Origin of the sequence: Serratia sp. 14-2641, assembly GCF_001692375.1 — a bacterium.
Taxonomy (GTDB): Bacteria; Pseudomonadota; Gammaproteobacteria; order Enterobacterales; family Enterobacteriaceae; genus Chania; species Chania fonticola_C.
In genome coordinates this window covers 216119-231742 of the sequence record NZ_LXKR01000077.1, presented here as the reverse complement: position 1 = coordinate 231742, position 15624 = coordinate 216119, and the positions used below count along the sequence as shown (strand labels likewise).

The 15624-nt window shown below is 55.0% G+C and carries 15 protein-coding genes; 14 read left to right on the top strand and 1 reads right to left on the bottom strand.

Annotated features, from left to right (window positions below):
* The first annotated feature begins 2 nt into the window (after window positions 1–2).
* The 7 genes from lnt to A6U95_RS24595 all read left to right on the top strand — a co-directional run bounded on the left by lnt (window position 3) and on the right by A6U95_RS24595 (window position 7067).
* The gene (gene lnt / locus A6U95_RS24625) at window positions 3–1532 is read left to right on the top strand and encodes an apolipoprotein N-acyltransferase (RefSeq protein WP_065686408.1); all 1530 of its coding nucleotides are present in this window, start codon (window positions 3–5) and stop codon (window positions 1530–1532) included.
* Between the two features lie 362 nt (window positions 1533–1894).
* Window positions 1895–2791, top strand: coding sequence for an amino acid ABC transporter substrate-binding protein (locus A6U95_RS24620; RefSeq protein ID WP_065686407.1), 897 nt, complete (start codon window positions 1895–1897; stop codon window positions 2789–2791).
* Between the two features lie 201 nt (window positions 2792–2992).
* Window positions 2993–3733, top strand: a complete 741-nt coding sequence (locus A6U95_RS24615; RefSeq protein WP_021179996.1) for an amino acid ABC transporter permease — start codon at window positions 2993–2995, stop codon at window positions 3731–3733.
* On the top strand, window positions 3733–4407 hold the full coding sequence (gene gltK, locus A6U95_RS24610; protein WP_021805327.1) for a glutamate/aspartate ABC transporter permease GltK: 675 nt from the start codon (window positions 3733–3735) through the stop codon (window positions 4405–4407). The genes A6U95_RS24615 and gltK overlap by 1 nt, the downstream gene beginning before the upstream one ends.
* A complete protein-coding gene (locus tag A6U95_RS24605) occupies window positions 4407–5132 on the top strand; it encodes an amino acid ABC transporter ATP-binding protein (RefSeq protein ID WP_021179998.1) in 726 nt (241 codons plus the stop codon). Before gltK ends, A6U95_RS24605 begins: the two co-directional genes overlap by 1 nt.
* A gap of 103 nt (window positions 5133–5235) precedes the next feature.
* Window positions 5236–6168: a pyrimidine-specific ribonucleoside hydrolase RihA gene (gene rihA / locus A6U95_RS24600; RefSeq protein WP_065686406.1), complete on the top strand. Its 933-nt coding sequence runs from the start codon at window positions 5236–5238 to the stop codon at window positions 6166–6168.
* A 503-nt stretch (window positions 6169–6671) separates the two neighbouring features.
* Window positions 6672–7067 (top strand): hypothetical protein, encoded by a 396-nt coding sequence (locus A6U95_RS24595; protein ID WP_065686405.1) that lies wholly within the window; start codon window positions 6672–6674, stop codon window positions 7065–7067.
* Between the two features lie 53 nt (window positions 7068–7120).
* On the opposite strand, the gene A6U95_RS24590 is transcribed toward A6U95_RS24595, so the two are convergent.
* The gene (locus tag A6U95_RS24590; protein WP_024531309.1) at window positions 7121–7603 is read right to left on the bottom strand and encodes a zinc ribbon-containing protein; all 483 of its coding nucleotides are present in this window, start codon (window positions 7601–7603) and stop codon (window positions 7121–7123) included.
* A gap of 268 nt (window positions 7604–7871) precedes the next feature.
* Here A6U95_RS24590 and leuS point away from each other — a divergent pair, with 268 nt between their 5' ends.
* The 7 genes from leuS (at window position 7872) to mrdA (ending at window position 15624) form a co-directional block, all read left to right on the top strand.
* Window positions 7872–10454 (top strand): leucine--tRNA ligase, encoded by a 2583-nt coding sequence (gene leuS / locus A6U95_RS24585; RefSeq protein WP_065686404.1) that lies wholly within the window; start codon window positions 7872–7874, stop codon window positions 10452–10454.
* 14 nt (window positions 10455–10468) lie between these two features.
* The gene (lptE, locus tag A6U95_RS24580) at window positions 10469–11032 is read left to right on the top strand and encodes an LPS assembly lipoprotein LptE (RefSeq protein ID WP_024531307.1); all 564 of its coding nucleotides are present in this window, start codon (window positions 10469–10471) and stop codon (window positions 11030–11032) included.
* A complete protein-coding gene (gene holA / locus A6U95_RS24575; RefSeq protein ID WP_024531306.1) occupies window positions 11029–12063 on the top strand; it encodes a DNA polymerase III subunit delta in 1035 nt (344 codons plus the stop codon). The genes lptE and holA overlap by 4 nt, the downstream gene beginning before the upstream one ends.
* Window positions 12053–12715 (top strand): nicotinate-nucleotide adenylyltransferase, encoded by a 663-nt coding sequence (gene nadD, locus A6U95_RS24570; RefSeq protein WP_065686403.1) that lies wholly within the window; start codon window positions 12053–12055, stop codon window positions 12713–12715. The genes holA and nadD overlap by 11 nt, the downstream gene beginning before the upstream one ends.
* Window positions 12716–12898: 183 nt before the next feature.
* Window positions 12899–13216, top strand: coding sequence for a ribosome silencing factor (gene rsfS, locus A6U95_RS24565; protein WP_021180005.1), 318 nt, complete (start codon window positions 12899–12901; stop codon window positions 13214–13216).
* Between the two features lie 3 nt (window positions 13217–13219).
* Window positions 13220–13690, top strand: coding sequence for a 23S rRNA (pseudouridine(1915)-N(3))-methyltransferase RlmH (gene rlmH / locus A6U95_RS24560; protein ID WP_004949595.1), 471 nt, complete (start codon window positions 13220–13222; stop codon window positions 13688–13690).
* 38 nt (window positions 13691–13728) lie between these two features.
* On the top strand, window positions 13729–15624 hold the full coding sequence (gene mrdA / locus A6U95_RS24555; RefSeq protein WP_065686402.1) for a peptidoglycan DD-transpeptidase MrdA: 1896 nt from the start codon (window positions 13729–13731) through the stop codon (window positions 15622–15624).

Genomic DNA, 15624 nt, shown 5'->3' with positions numbered 1-15624 from the left:
CCATGGCTAAAGCCTCATTACTTGATCGCCAGCGGGTTCGCGCCCTGCTGGCGCTTTTGACCGGTGCCTGTGGCACGCTGGCCTTCTCCCCTTACGATATCTGGCCTGCGGCTATTGTTTCGCTGTTCGGCCTGCTGGCCGTGACCCTCAACCGCACCACCAAACAATCCGCCCTGCTCGGTTTCTGCTGGGGCATGGGGCTGTTCGGTAGCGGCGTGAACTGGGTTTACGTCAGCATTGCCGATTTCGGCGGCATGCCGTTTGCCATCAATATTTTCCTGGTCGTGCTGCTGGCCGCCTATCTTTCGCTGTATACCGGGTTATTCGCCGGCTTACTGACGCGGATCTGGCCACGTACTACCTGGTGGCGGCTGGCCATTGCCGCCCCGGCGCTATGGCAACTGACCGAGTTCCTGCGCGGTTGGGTGCTGACCGGTTTCCCCTGGTTGCAATTCGGTTATACCCAGATCGATGGCCCGCTGAAAGGCATTGCGCCATTGCTCGGCGTGGATGCAATCACGCTGCTCCTGATGTCCCTCAGCGGCCTGCTGGTATTTGCCCTCAATCAGCGGCGCATCACCCCGGCGATCATTGCTATCGCCATGCTGTTGCTGCCGTGGCCGCTGCGCCAGATCCACTGGTTTACGCCGCAGCCGGATAAAGCGGTGAACGTCGCCATGGTGCAGGGCAATATCGAGCAGTCGATGAAGTGGGATCCGAAGGCGTTGCTCAGTACGCTGCAAGCCTATCTGGATGAGAGCCGCCCGTTGATGGGCAAAGTGCCGATCATCATCTGGCCTGAGTCCGCCATTCCCGATATTGAGAGCAATCAGAACGGTTTCCTGACCATGATGGACGATCTGATGCGCGCCAAGAACAGCAGCCTGATCACCGGTATTGTGGACGCTCGCGCGACTCAGCAAGGTACGCAGTTCTTCAACAGCGTGATCGTGCTTGGTGAGGAACAGCCTTACAGCTACCCGGCAGCCAATCGCTATGACAAACATCACCTGGTGCCTTTTGGTGAGTTTGTGCCGTTGGAAACGCTGCTGCGCCCGTTGGCTCCGTTATTCGACCTGCCGATGTCCTCGTTCAGCCGTGGTAATTATGTGCAGCCACAGCTCAGCGTACGCGGTTATAACCTGACGGCAGCCATCTGCTATGAAATCGTGCTGGGCCAGCAGGTGCGCGATAACTTCCGTCCGGATACCAACTTCCTGCTGACCGTGTCCAACGATGCCTGGTTCGGCCATTCCATCGGCCCATGGCAGCACTTCCAGATGGCGCGTATGCGTTCATTGGAGCTGGGCAGGCCGTTGCTACGTAGCACCAATAACGGCATCACCGCCGTCGTTGGCCCAACCGGCGAAGTGTTGGCATCCATCCCACAGTTCACCCGCAAAGTGCTGGAAGTGAAGGTGACACCAACTACCGGCATCACGCCGTATGCCCGCTTTGGCTCTGCGCCAGTGTGGATTATCACCGTGCTGCTGGGTGGCATCGCGCTGCTCATTAGCTGGCGGCGTAGATAAGTTCTCTTTGGGCACGGTGCCTTGCCGTGCCCTCTTCATTTCTTGTTGCCCCTTCCCTTTTATGTTTCTGGCACGCTCCTTGCTTTAATTACCCTGTAGAACGTTGCTGATTTACTTTAACTGACATCTTGTCGCATCCGTGCACAACTCCAGCGCAAGTCTCGCACCCCAGTGGTGCATCAGGGGTTTATTGCATTCATTTGGTGCGCGTGATGTCGCAAAAAATGAAACAACTTAGTTTCATCTTGTTCACAATCGGTTATTTTCTATCGTAAATCGGCATTAGGACTATCTTTATAGCTCAGCCGTATTAACCCGCCCTCCCTGAGTGCGGGCAATCACAACAGCACAGGAGTTGGACCATGCAAATGCGCAAATTGGCGTTATCGTTACTGCTGATCGGGATGGCGAGTAGCGTAGCCCATGCGGAAGAACTGACAGGTACGCTGAAGAAAATCAAAGATAACGGCGTGATTGTTGTTGGCCACCGTGAATCCTCAGTTCCGTTCTCCTACTACGATAATCAGCAGAAAGTTGTGGGTTACTCCCAGGACTATTCCAACCAAATCGTTGATGCCATCAAGAAGAAATTGAACGAGCCTAATCTGCAGGTGAAAATGCTGCCGATCACCTCGCAAAACCGCATTCCACTGTTGCAAAACGGCACCTTCGATTTTGAGTGTGGCTCCACCACCAACAACCTCGAGCGCCAGAAACAGGCAGCATTCTCTGATACCATCTTCGTCGTCGGTACCCGTCTGCTGGTCAAGAAAGGCTCCGACATCAAAGACTTTAAAGATCTGGCCGGTAAAGCCGTGGTCGTCACTTCAGGCACCACTTCCGAAGTGTTGCTCAACAAGCTGAACGACAAAGATCAGATGAAAATGCGCATCATCAGCGCCAAAGACCACGGCGATTCCTTCCGTACCCTGGAAAGTGGCCGTGCGGTGGCGTTTATGATGGATGATGCCCTGCTGGCAGGCGAACGCGCCAAGGCCAAGCAGCCGGATCAGTGGGAAATCATTGCCACTCCTCAGTCCAAAGAAGCCTATGGCTGCATGATGCGTAAAGACGATCCAGAGTTCAAAAAACTGGTGGATGAAACTATCGCTCAAGCTCAAACCTCTGGCCAGGCTGCCAAATGGTTTGAGGTCTGGTTCAAACAGCCAATCCCACCCAAAAACCTCAACATGAACTTCGACCTGTCCGACGACATGAAGCAGTTATTTAAAGAGCCGAACGACAAAGCGCTGAACTAATCTAAAAAGATCAAGCCAGCCAAGCTGGCTGTTGTAGATGACCGTAACAGGACAGACAGGTATGCGGGGGGCCGTTCCCCTCCCGCATTCTTTCCTAAACACGACTCAGGGCACACCAAAAAGCCAGCCTGACTGGCGTGCGCCACGACTGAACGGTCATCAAGTTGTAAGGTGTTCTGCACCTGTTTAACGGAGTTCGTTATGTCAATAGATTGGAACTGGGGTATCTTCCTGCAGCAGGCCCCGTTTGGGAATACCACCTACCTGGGCTGGATCTGGTCCGGCTTTCAGGTTACGGTCGCCCTCTCCGTCTGTGCATGGATTATTGCCTTCTTTGTCGGTTCACTGTTCGGTATTTTGCGTACCGTACCCAACCGTTTTCTCTCCTCACTAGGTACCTGTTACGTCGAGCTGTTCCGTAACGTGCCACTAATCGTCCAATTCTTTACCTGGTATCTAGTGATGCCGGAGCTGCTGCCAGCCGACATCGGCATGTGGTTCAAGAGCGAGCTTGATCCCAACGTGCAATTCTTTGTTTCTTCCATGCTGTGCCTTGGGTTGTTTACCGCCGCACGCGTTTGTGAACAGGTACGTGCTGCAATCCAATCCCTGCCACGCGGCCAACAGGCGGCCGGGTTGGCAATGGGCCTGACGCTGCCACAAACCTATCGCTACGTGCTGCTGCCCAACGCCTATCGTGTGATCGTGCCGCCGATGACCTCGGAAATGCTCAACCTGGTAAAAAACTCCGCCATCGCCTCAACCATCGGGCTGGTGGATATGGCCGCTCAGGCCGGGAAGCTGCTGGATTACTCCGCACACGCCTATGAATCCTTTACTGCCATCACCCTCGCCTATGTCGCTATCAACGCCGTCATCATGCTGTTTATGCGTATTGTCGAGAAGAAAGTGCAGTTACCTGGCCATATGGGGAGTAAATAATGTACCAATTTGATTGGGGATCGATTGTCCCAAGCTTCCCGTATCTGCTGCAAGGGCTGGTCGTCACGCTGAAAATCACCGTGACGGCTATTGTGTTCGGTATCCTCTGGGGCACCGTGCTGGCGGTGATGCGCCTGTCGCCGATCAAGCCGATCAGCTGGTTTGCGGCGCTGTACGTCAACCTGTTCCGTTCCGTACCGCTGGTGATGGTGCTGCTATGGTTCTATCTAGTGGTTCCAAGCTTATTACAACAAGTTCTTGGGCTCTCACCGAAAACCGATATTCGCCTTATCTCGGCTATGGTAGCCTTTTCGCTGTTTGAAGCCGCGTACTACTCGGAAATTATCCGGGCAGGCATTGAAAGCGTCTCGCGCGGTCAGTCCTCTGCCTCGCTGGCGTTGGGTATGACCCAGTGGCAATCGATGCGGCTGGTGATCTTGCCGCAAGCGTTCCGCGCCATGGTGCCGCTGCTGCTGACCCAGGGGATCGTGCTGTTCCAGGATACCTCGCTGGTGTACGTACTTAGCCTGGCCGATTTCTTCCGCACCGCTTCAACCATTGGTGAGCGTGACGGTACGCAGGTGGAAATGATCCTGTTCGCCGGTTTGGTCTATTTTGTTATCAGTCTCGCCGCCTCGGCGCTGGTAAGCTATTTGAAGAAAAGGACTGTTTGATGATATCCCTGAAAAATGTTTCTAAGTGGTACGGTCACTTTCAGGTTCTGACCGACTGCACCACCGAAGTCAAAAAAGGCGAAGTGGTGGTGGTCTGCGGTCCTTCCGGTTCAGGAAAATCGACCCTGATTAAAACCGTCAACGGGCTCGAGCCGATCCAGAAAGGCGATATCGAGGTTAACGGTATTCAGGTCAACAACAAGAGCACCAACTTGGCGCAACTACGCTCCAAAGTGGGGATGGTGTTCCAGCATTTTGAACTGTTCCCTCACCTGTCGATCATTGAAAACCTGACGCTGGCGCAGGTAAAAGTCCTCAAGCGCGACAAGGCTGCCTCACGCGATAAAGCCCTGAAACTGCTGGAGCGCGTGGGCCTGTCGGCACATGCCGAAAAGTTCCCTGGGCAGCTCTCTGGTGGCCAGCAGCAGCGCGTGGCGATTGCTCGTGCGCTGTGTATGGATCCGATCGCCATGCTGTTTGATGAGCCCACCTCGGCGCTCGATCCGGAAATGATCAACGAAGTGCTGGACGTGATGGTCAAGCTGGCGCAGGAAGGGATGACCATGATGGTGGTGACCCACGAAATGGGCTTTGCCCGTAAGGTGGCCCACCGGGTGATCTTTATGGATGAAGGGAAGATCGTGGAAGACACCAATAAAGATGACTTCTTCAACAACCCACAGTCAGAACGTGCCAAAGACTTCCTGGCCAAAATCCTGCATTGATGTACCAGATGCGCCCTGACCCCGGGGCGCATCAATAGTGCTTGTTTCTTTCGCACTTTCCCCCGATCCTCAAAGCATAATGATAACGCTGAAGGAGAAAGTGATGTCCCGCCCTATTATTATCGATTGTGATCCAGGTCTTGATGACGCTATTGCCCTTGCCATGGCGCTACGCGCCCCTACGTTAGATGTTAAAGCCGTCACCACTTCCGCCGGTAACCAGACACCGCAAAAAACCCTGCATAACGCACTCGGCCTGCTGACGCTAATGCAACGGCAAGATGTCCTGGTCGCTGGCGGTGCCGCCAAGCCGCTGATGCGCGATCTGGTCATTGCCGATTACGTGCACGGTGATACCGGTATGGGCAACACCCATCTGCCAGCACCGGATTTCCAACCAGCAAAACAAACCGCGGTTGAACTGATTGCCGAGCTACTGCGTACCAGTCCAGAGCCGATTACGCTGGTGGTAACAGGTCCAATGACCAATATTGCCTTACTGCTGTCACAGCACTCAGCGCTGAAGAGCAAAATTGAACGCATCGTGTTTATGGGCGGTGGGATGAATGCAGGCAACACCACGCCGGTGGCCGAATTCAATATCTACGTCGATCCGGAAGCGGCCGAAATCGTGCTGCAATCCGGCGTACCGCTGACCATGGCCGGGTTGAACGTCACCCATCAGGCATTGGTGTTACCGCAGGATATCGAACGCATCCGCAGCATTAATAATCCGGTAGCGGCAGCGGTAGCCAGCATGCTCGATTTCTACCTGCCGTTGTATCTTAGCCACCCGCGCGGCCTGCCGGGAGCCGCCATGCATGACCCTTGCACCATCGCCTGGCTGCTGGCCCCGGAGCTGTTTGAAAGCCGTGAGCTGTGGGTGGGTGTGGAGACCCAGGGCCAATACACCGTGGGCATGACGGTAGTGGATGAGTTTGGCCAAAACGGTAAACCGGCCAACGTCGAGGTGTTGACCCATATCAACCGCCAGGGCTTTATCGATCTGATGGTCGAGTGCGTTTCACGTTATTAAATTACCCCTCACCCTAACCCTCTCCCACAGGGAGAGGGAACCGATCGAGCGGGCCTGAAAATACGGTGACGCACCTTGGATGAGAGGACTTGTTGATTTTTCTGCGTAATTCCTTTACTCCCTACTTCCCGAAGCAGCACGAACCAACCAAGCGCTCCAGACAGCTCCCCCCCAGCACCTGAACACAACTCCGAACCCGCTTTTTACCGCTACGCCGAAGCCTCTGATAGGTGGGGATTATGCAGGTTAGCCGACCGTTGAGCGCAAGGATGCGCGATTGCGAGCCCCCATGGACGGGTTTACGGCGTGTCGGCGTTCTGCATAATCCACAGCAGTAGTACCGTCACAATCAGCGACTCACCGTGGGCATCACACCGACGTCAAGGGGCTAACCCATATCAACCGGCAGGGCCTTATCTCGACATAGAACCATAACCCCGGACTGGTTTACTTTTATCCGATAAAACAAGACAATGCCGCCACAATGATACAAGGAGAGACGAATGAAAGGATATTTTCGCAAGTTACTGACCGGCTTGCTAGCCGTCGTTATTGTGGCCGCTGCACTGTTTTTTTGGGTCCGGTATGAGCTTAAGCAGGATGCCACACTAGCTTTTAACCAAAACAGTATCGTCAAAGAACATCTAGGTGAAGTGACCATAGAAGAACTCAGCATGAGTCAGTTTGCACCGATGAGTAACTGCCAGGATGATTGCGAACACTATCTGGTAAAGTTGAAAGGTGAAAAAGCTAGCGCTACTGCCGTTATGGACTTTGCAAAAGGGGATACTGAACTCTCCTATGCGATATTGTGTCTGGCTGACAACACTAATATCGCTCTGACAGAAGATGCAGTGGCTTTGGTACAAAACGATACCAAAGAAACCCCCTGCCAGTGATGCTTTCTCAATAAGCGGTAAATTCCCCTCATGCAATATGAGGGGAAATCGCATTAAGGCTCAAACGGCCGGCGTTGGAACTGATCGTGTCCGCATTTAGGGCACAGCGGCAGCACTTCCGGCGTATAGAAAGCCAGATGGTGATGGCATTTCTCACACACCAGATTGCCCAGCCCGACCACCTCACCGCTGTGGTAGACGCCATGATGGCTGACATCTTTAAACACCTCACGCCACTCAAGCTGGGTTTTATCGGTGATATCCGCCAGTTCCTGCCACAGGCTTTCCTTAATTACGCGCATAAACACGCTGTCGGTGAATTCCTCCCGGCTCTCCTCATAACTGCGGGCGAACTCTTCCAGATCGCGGCGCACCGCCCGGGTCAACTGCTCCACTTCCGTACGGCTGAGTTCCTCCACCTCGTTCAAACGTTTCTCGGCGCTGGCGACCAATTGGTCAATGTCACGCTCACCGTTCTTTAAACGTTCCGTCAGCGACGTCACCAACTCGCGGTAATACTGAGCAACCTTGTTCATAGCTTCTCCTCGATGAACTACTGCGACAGGACTTCTCCCCTAAAACTACTCGTTATTATTTTAGTCGTAAATCACTGATGTGGCTTGGCTAGGTGAGGTTTTGGCAGATTGTGAGTCACATCATGGCACAGATATTTTTTTAATACGTCGAGTCGGACCGCTTGGTGTTGTTGCTGGCAGGTCTTATCAGCTATGCTATGCAGATCTAAAGATACTCACAGAATGCTACGGATGTAGCTGTTACACACCTACAGGACCATCGGCCGCCATGCAAGAGCAATACCGCCCCGAAGAGATAGAATCGAACGTACAGCTTCACTGGCAAGAGAAGCAAACTTTCAAGGTTACCGAAGACGCCAGCAAGGAAAAGTATTACTGCCTATCCATGCTGCCATACCCTTCTGGTCGTCTGCACATGGGTCATGTTCGGAACTACACCATTGGCGACGTGATCTCCCGCTACCAGCGTATGCTGGGCAAAAACGTGCTGCAGCCAATTGGCTGGGATGCGTTTGGCCTGCCAGCCGAAGGCGCGGCGGTAAAAAACAAAACCGCACCGGCCCCTTGGACCTACGACAACATCGAATATATGAAGAACCAGTTGAAACTGCTGGGCTTCGGCTATGACTGGGACCGCGAGATCGCCACCTGCGATCCTGACTACTACCGTTGGGAACAGTGGTTCTTCACCAAGCTGTACGAAAAAGGCATGGTCTACAAGAAGACCTCGGCGGTGAACTGGTGCCCACACGATCTGACCGTGCTGGCCAACGAACAGGTTATCGACGGCTGCTGCTGGCGCTGTGATACCAAGGTTGAGCGTAAAGAGATCCCACAGTGGTTTATTAAAATCACCGATTACGCCGATCAACTGCTCAACGATCTGGACACGCTGGAAAGCTGGCCAGAGCAGGTGAAAACCATGCAGCGCAACTGGATTGGCCGTTCCGAAGGGGTAGAAATCACCTTCGACGTTGCCGACAGCGCTGAGAAAGTCACCGTTTACACCACTCGCCCAGACACCTTTATGGGTGCTACCTATGTCGCCGTTGCCGCAGGTCACCCGCTGGCACAGCAGGGCGCGGTCAATAACCCGGCGCTGACAGACTTCATCGACGAATGCCGCAACACCAAGGTTGCCGAAGCCGAAATGGCCACCATGGAGAAGAAAGGCATGGCCACCGGTCTGTTTGCCATTCATCCGTTGAGCGGAGAGAAGTTGCCAATCTGGGTCGCCAACTTCGTTCTGATGGAATACGGCACCGGCGCGGTAATGGCCGTCCCTGGCCACGATCAGCGTGACTGGGAATTCGCCACCAAATACGATCTGCAGATCAAACCGGTCATTTTGAACCTGGACGGCAGCAAGCCAGACGTCAGCGCCGAAGCGATGACCGAAAAAGGCACGCTGTTCAACTCCGGCGAATTCGACGGCCTGGATCACCTGGCAGGCTTTAACGCCATCGCCGACAAGCTGGTGGCCAAAGGCGTCGGCCAGCGCAAGGTGAACTACCGTCTGCGCGACTGGGGCGTTTCCCGTCAGCGCTACTGGGGTGCTCCAATCCCAATGGTCACCCTGGAAGACGGCACCGTCATGCCAACACCAGAAGACCAACTGCCGGTGATCCTGCCGGAAGATGTGGTGATGGACGGCATTACCAGCCCAATCAAAGCCGATCCCGAGTGGGCAAAAACCACCGTTAACGGCCAGCCGGCGCTGCGTGAAACCGACACCTTCGACACCTTTATGGAGTCTTCCTGGTACTACGCTCGCTACACCTGCCCGCAGTACGATAAAGGCATGCTGGATCCGGCTGCAGCCAACTACTGGCTGCCGGTCGATCAATATGTTGGCGGGATCGAACACGCCATCATGCACCTGATGTATTTCCGCTTCTTCCACAAGCTGATGCGCGACGCTGGCCTGGTCGATTCAGACGAGCCTGCCAAACGCCTGCTGTGCCAGGGCATGGTGTTGGCCGATGCCTTCTACTACACCGGCACCAGCGGCGAACGCGTCTGGGTATCCCCGGTTGATGCCACCGTCGAACGTGACGAGAAAGGTCGTATTGTCAAAGCAACCGATCCTGAAGGCCGTGAACTGGTCTATGCTGGCATGAGCAAAATGTCGAAGTCGAAGAACAACGGCATCGACCCTCAGGTGATGGTAGAGAAATACGGCGCGGATACCGTGCGTCTGTTTATGATGTTTGCTTCTCCGGCAGAAATGACGCTGGAATGGCAAGAATCTGGCGTTGAAGGGGCAAACCGCTTCCTCAAGCGCGTCTGGAAACTGGCCTACGACCACGTTGAGCAAGGGGCGGTTCAGCCACTGAACGTCAGCGAGCTCAATGAAGATCAGAAAGCCCTGCGCCGCGACGTGCATAAAACCATCGCCAAAGTGACCGACGATATCGGCCGCCGCCAGACCTTCAACACCGCCATCGCCGCCGTGATGGAGCTGATGAACAAGCTGGGCCGTGCGCCGCAGGAAAGTGAACAGGATCGCGCGCTGCTGCAAGAGGCTTTGCTGGCCGTGGTACGTATGCTGTATCCGTTCACACCACACGTCTGTTTCACCCTTTGGCAGGCATTGAACGCCGAAGGCGACGTAGACACTGCGCCATGGCCGGTGGCTGACGAAGCTGCCATGGTGGAAGACTCCAAACTGGTGGTAGTACAGGTTAACGGCAAGGTACGGGCAAAAGTCACTGTGCCAGCCGATGCCACCGAAGAACAAGTGCGTGAGCGCGCCGCCCAGGAGCATCTGGTGGCCAAATATCTGGAAGGGGTCACGGTACGTAAAGTGATCTATGTTCCAGGCAAATTGCTTAACCTGGTTGTGGGTTAACACAAGGAGGCTTTGTGCGACTTCGTATTCTGACGTTGTTGCTGGGGTTGGCGGTGCTTGTCACCGCCGGCTGCGGTTTTCATCTGCGTGGCACCGCGCAGGTGCCCACAGAATTGCATACGCTGATCCTGGACAGCTACGATCCCTTTGGCCCACTGACCCGTGCCGTGCGCGAGCAATTGCGTCTAAGCGGGGCTACCGTGGTCAAATACGATCCGGCCCACAAGGAAGTCCCGTCACTGCGCATCGTCAATTCGACGCAAAGCCAGGATACGGTTTCGATCTTCCAGGATGGTAAAACCGCGGAGTATCAATTGGTGATGACGGTGCAGGCTCAGGTGCTGATCCCAGGCCATGACATTTACCCAATCAACGTCAAAGTGTTCCGTTCATTCTTTGATAACCCGTTGACTGCGTTGGCCAAAGACTCCGAACAGGACATCATTATGCAGGAAATGCGTGAGCAGGCTGCCCAGCAAATTCTGCGTAAAATGCTGGCGGTGCACGCGGCGGTGCTGGAAACGCAAGAAAAAGCCGCTATCGCCGGTGAAAAAGCGGCCAGTACCGCAGCACAATGATCCGTCTTTATCCTGAACAACTTGCCGCGCAGCTCCGAGAGGGGCTGCGCGCTTGTTATTTATTGAGCGGAAACGAACCCTTGTTGCTGCAGGAAAGCCAGGATCTGATCCGTCAGGCCGCCCAACAGCAACAGTTCACCGAGCATTACAGCATTTCCCTGGATGTCCATACGGACTGGGATGCCATCTTCAGCATCTGTCAGGCTATGAGCCTGTTTGCCAGCCGGCAAACCCTGTTGCTGATTTTCCCCGAGAACGGCCCAACGGCCCCGATCGGTGAGCAACTGGTCAAGCTGGCCGCTTTGCTGCATGACGATATCCTGTTGGTACTGCGCGGCCCGCGCCTGACCAAAGCCCAGGAGAACAGCGCCTGGTTCAAGGCACTCAGTGCCAATGGCGTTATGGTCAGTTGCCAAACGCCGGAACAGGCACAGCTGCCGCGCTGGGTCGCCCAGCGAGCCAAATCCATGCAGTTGGATCTCGATGACGCAGCCAATCAACTACTGTGTTACTGCTATGAAGGCAACCTGCTGGCACTTTCGCAGGCGTTGGAACGGCTATCGCTGCTGCACCCCGATGGTAAACTGACGCTGCCCCGCGTAGAGCAGGCGGTAAACGATGCTGCCCACTTCAGCCCGTTCCACTGGCTGGATGCCCTACTGGCAGGCAAGAGCAAACGTGCCTGGCATATCCTGCGGCAACTCCAGCAAGAGGATGTCGAACCGGTGATCTTGCTGCGTACCCTGCAACGGGAACTGCTGATGTTGCTGAACCTGCAACGCCGCATGGCGCACACCCCGCTACGTACGCTATTCGATCAGCTCAAGGTCTGGCAAAACCGCCGCAGCCTGATCACTCAGGCTCTGCAGCGCCTTTCGGGTCAACAATTGCGGCAGGCAGTGCATCTGTTGGCGCAAATTGAGCTCACCCTCAAGAAAGACTACGGCCAGTCGGTTTGGCCAGAGCTGGAAACCCTGTCGATGCTGCTTTGCGGCAAACCTCTGGCCACGAGTGTCACCGATGCCTACTAGCCCGCAACATCCACATACCCTGCACGCCTTTTTCGGTGGCACCTTTGACCCAATCCACTACGGCCATCTGCGCCCGGTGGCAGCCTTGGCTGAAGAAGTCGGCCTTGATAAGGTCACGTTGTTGCCCAACCATGTGCCTCCCCATCGGCCACAGCCGGAAGCTAACGCGCAGCAGCGGCTAACCATGGTAGAGCTGGCGATTGCCGGTAACCCGTTGTTTACCGTGGACGATCGTGAATTGCACCGCACCACCGCGTCCTACACCATCGAGACTTTCGAAACGATTCGTAAAGAACGTGGCGCCGCAGCGCCTCTGGCGTTTATTATTGGCCAGGATTCGCTGCTGAGCCTATACAAATGGCATCGCTGGCAAGACCTGTTGCACTTCTGCCACCTGTTGGTGCTGGCGCGCCCGGGTTACAACCAGCAAATGGATACGCCAGAGCTGCAACGCTGGTTGGAACAGCACCAGATCGCCGATGCCACCCTGCTCAGCCGCCAGCCGCACGGGTTTATCTACCTGGCTGATACCCCTTTACTGGAGATATCCGCCACCGAGATACGCCAGCGCCGTCACCAAGGCATCAGCTGTGACGATTTGCTGCCGCGCCCGGTGCAGCGTTATATCGAGTTACAGGGTTTATATCGATAGGCCGCATGCTATACTGCGCCGCTATTTTTCAGGTATCCGCTGAAAACCCCAAGGATCTTGGCTCGCTGGGCAAAACCAGCAGGCTTTCAGCGGCATCCTGCCGAAACCATCACGATTCAGGCCAGTGACTTTGGGCAGTTGCCCTCAGCTTCCTGATGAACAGAACAACCCGAGGGGGAACCTTTGCAAGGTAAAGCGCTCCAAGATTTCGTTATCGATAAAATTGATGACATGAAAGGCCAAGACATTGTCGCTCTGGATGTTCAGGGCAAATCCAGCATCACCGACTGCATGATCATCTGTACCGGCACCTCAAGCCGTCATGTGATGTCGATTGCCGAACACGTCGTGCAAGAAGCCCGCGACGCCGGTATGGAACTGTATGGCATGAAAGGCCAGGCCGTTTCCGACTGGGTAGTGGTCGATCTGGGCGAAGTGATTGTGCACGTGATGCAAGAAGAAAGTCGCCAATTGTACGAACTGGAAAAGCTCTGGGGTTAAGCGGTGAAACTGCAATTGGTTGCAGTCGGCACCAAAATGCCCGACTGGGTGCAGACCGGCTTTATGGATTACCTGCATCGCTTTCCGAAAGATATGCCGTTTGAACTGACCGAGATCCCGGCGGGCAAACGCGGCAAGAATGCGGATATCAAACGTATTCTGGAAAAGGAAGGCGAGCAGATGCTGGCAGCGGTGGGCAAAGGTAACCGCATCGTTACGTTGGATATCCCTGGCACCCCGTGGGAAACGCCCCAGTTGGCACAACAGCTCGAGCGCTGGAAACAGGATGGCCGCAACGTCAGCCTGTTGATTGGCGGCCCTGAGGGGCTGGCTCCGGCCTGTAAAGCCGCCGCTGAGCAAAGCTGGTCGCTTTCCCCGTTAACGTTACCGCATCCTTTAGTGCGTGTTTTGGTGGCAGAGAGCCTCTACCGCGCCTGGAGTATTACTACAAATCATCCTTACCACCGGGAGTAACCGGTGGTGACAGTAACAGAGTGAAAAAAAGCAGCGGGATGAAAATAGAACGTAACCCTTTTCGCGACTATACGGCCGAGTCCGCCCTGTTTGTACGCCGCGCCGTGGTGGCGTTTTTTATCATTCTGGTGCTGACAGGCATCCTGATTGCCAATCTGTATAATCTGCAAATCGTGCGTTTTGAAGATTACCGCACCCGCTCTAATGAAAACCGCATCAAGCTGCTGCCTATCGCCCCCAGCCGCGGCATAATTTACGATCGCAACGGTACGCCGCTGGCGCTTAACCGTACCATTTACCAATTGGAACTGATGCCCGAGAAAGTGGACGATCTAAAAGCCACGCTCGAGGCCTTGCGCCCGGTGGTCGATCTCACCGACGACGATATCGCCAACTTTGAAAAGGAGCGCAAGCGATCGCGCCGTTTCGTCTCGATCCCGGTGAAAACCCCACTGACCGAAGTGCAGGTGGCCCGTTTTGCGGTCAATCAGTTCCGCTTCCCCGGCGCGGAAGTCAAAGGCTATCAACGCCGCTATTATCCTTATGGGTCTGCCCTCACTCACGTGATCGGTTACGTGTCGAAAATAAACGACCGCGACCTCGAGCGCCTGGACAAAGACGGCCAGCTACGTAACTATGCCGCCACCCATGATATCGGCAAGCTGGGTATCGAACGCTATTATGAAGATGTCCTGCATGGCAAAACCGGCTATGAAGAGGTTGAAGTCAACAACCGTGGCCGGGTGATCCGCCAATTGCATGAGCAACCCCCTTCCGCCGGTAAAGACGTTTATCTGACGCTGGATCTCAACCTGCAACGCTATATCGAGCAGTTGCTGGTGGGCAGCCGTGCCGCCGTGGTGGTCAGCGATCCGCGCACCGGGGGAATTTTGGCGATGGTTTCCAACCCTAGCTACGATCCCAACCTGTTTGTTGATGGCATCTCCAACAAGGATTATCAGGGGCTGCTCAACGATCCGAACCGCCCGCTGATCAACCGTGCCACCCAAGGGGTGTACCCTCCGGCCTCCACGGTTAAACCCTATATTGCCGTTTCCGCTCTCAGTGCCGGGGTGATCACCAAAAATACCGTCGTGTTCGATCCGGGCTGGTGGCAATTGCCAGGGTCAGAGAAACGCTTCCGCGACTGGAAAAAATGGGGGCATGGCCGCCTCAACGTCACCAAAGCGCTGGAGGAGTCTGCAGATACCTATTTCTATCAGGTAGCGTACGACATGGGGATCGATCGCCTGTCCACCTGGCTGACCAAATTCGGCTACGGCGAATATACCGGTATCGATCTTTCCGAAGAGCGTTCCGGCCTGATGCCAACGCGCGACTGGAAATTCAAACGTTACAAAAAACCGTGGTATCAGGGCGACACCATTCCGGTGGGCATCGGCCAGGGCTACTGGACCGCTACGCCGATCCAGATGTCCAAGGCGCTGAACACCCTGATTAACGACGGCAACGTCAAAGATCCGCATCTGCTGCAAAGTACCAAGATCAACGGCGTATTGGTGCCGTTCAAGCAAAAAGAGAGCAAGCAGATCGGCGATATCCATTCAGGCTTCTGGGAAATAGCCAAAGACGGCATGTACGGCGTTGCCAACCGGCCTAACGGCACGGCGCGCAAGTTCTTTGACAAGACACCGTATAAAGCCGCGGCAAAATCGGGTACCGCGCAGGTATTCGGCTATGAAACCTATAACGCCCACAAACTCGCTGAACACCTGCGGGACCATAAATTGATGACAGCCTTTGCGCCCTACGATAACCCAACGGTTTCGGTGGCCATCATTTTGGAAAACGGCGGTTCAGGCCCGGCGGTAGGCACCATTACCCGCCAAATCCTCGACCACATCCTGTTGGGCGACAACAATACGCAATTACCGGATGCAGTACCGCTGCCGCCAGGTATAGAAGGTGATTAA

What these genes read in the sequence shown, in the direction of transcription:
- leuS (WP_065686404.1), top strand. Translation starts at nt 7,872, where the DNA reads ATGCAAGAGCAATACCGCCCCGAAGAGATAGAATCGAACGTACAGCTT.
- lnt (WP_065686408.1), top strand. Translation starts at nt 3, where the DNA reads ATGGCTAAAGCCTCATTACTTGATCGCCAGCGGGTTCGCGCCCTGCTG.
- A6U95_RS24615 (WP_021179996.1), top strand. Translation starts at nt 2,993, where the DNA reads ATGTCAATAGATTGGAACTGGGGTATCTTCCTGCAGCAGGCCCCGTTT.
- gltK (WP_021805327.1), top strand. Translation starts at nt 3,733, where the DNA reads ATGTACCAATTTGATTGGGGATCGATTGTCCCAAGCTTCCCGTATCTG.
- A6U95_RS24620 (WP_065686407.1), top strand. Translation starts at nt 1,895, where the DNA reads ATGCAAATGCGCAAATTGGCGTTATCGTTACTGCTGATCGGGATGGCG.
- nadD (WP_065686403.1), top strand. Translation starts at nt 12,053, where the DNA reads ATGCCTACTAGCCCGCAACATCCACATACCCTGCACGCCTTTTTCGGT.
- A6U95_RS24605 (WP_021179998.1), top strand. Translation starts at nt 4,407, where the DNA reads ATGATATCCCTGAAAAATGTTTCTAAGTGGTACGGTCACTTTCAGGTT.
- A6U95_RS24590 (WP_024531309.1), bottom strand. Translation starts at nt 7,603, where the DNA reads ATGAACAAGGTTGCTCAGTATTACCGCGAGTTGGTGACGTCGCTGACG.
- mrdA (WP_065686402.1), top strand. Translation starts at nt 13,729, where the DNA reads ATGAAAATAGAACGTAACCCTTTTCGCGACTATACGGCCGAGTCCGCC.
- A6U95_RS24595 (WP_065686405.1), top strand. Translation starts at nt 6,672, where the DNA reads ATGAAAGGATATTTTCGCAAGTTACTGACCGGCTTGCTAGCCGTCGTT.
- rihA (WP_065686406.1), top strand. Translation starts at nt 5,236, where the DNA reads ATGTCCCGCCCTATTATTATCGATTGTGATCCAGGTCTTGATGACGCT.
- holA (WP_024531306.1), top strand. Translation starts at nt 11,029, where the DNA reads ATGATCCGTCTTTATCCTGAACAACTTGCCGCGCAGCTCCGAGAGGGG.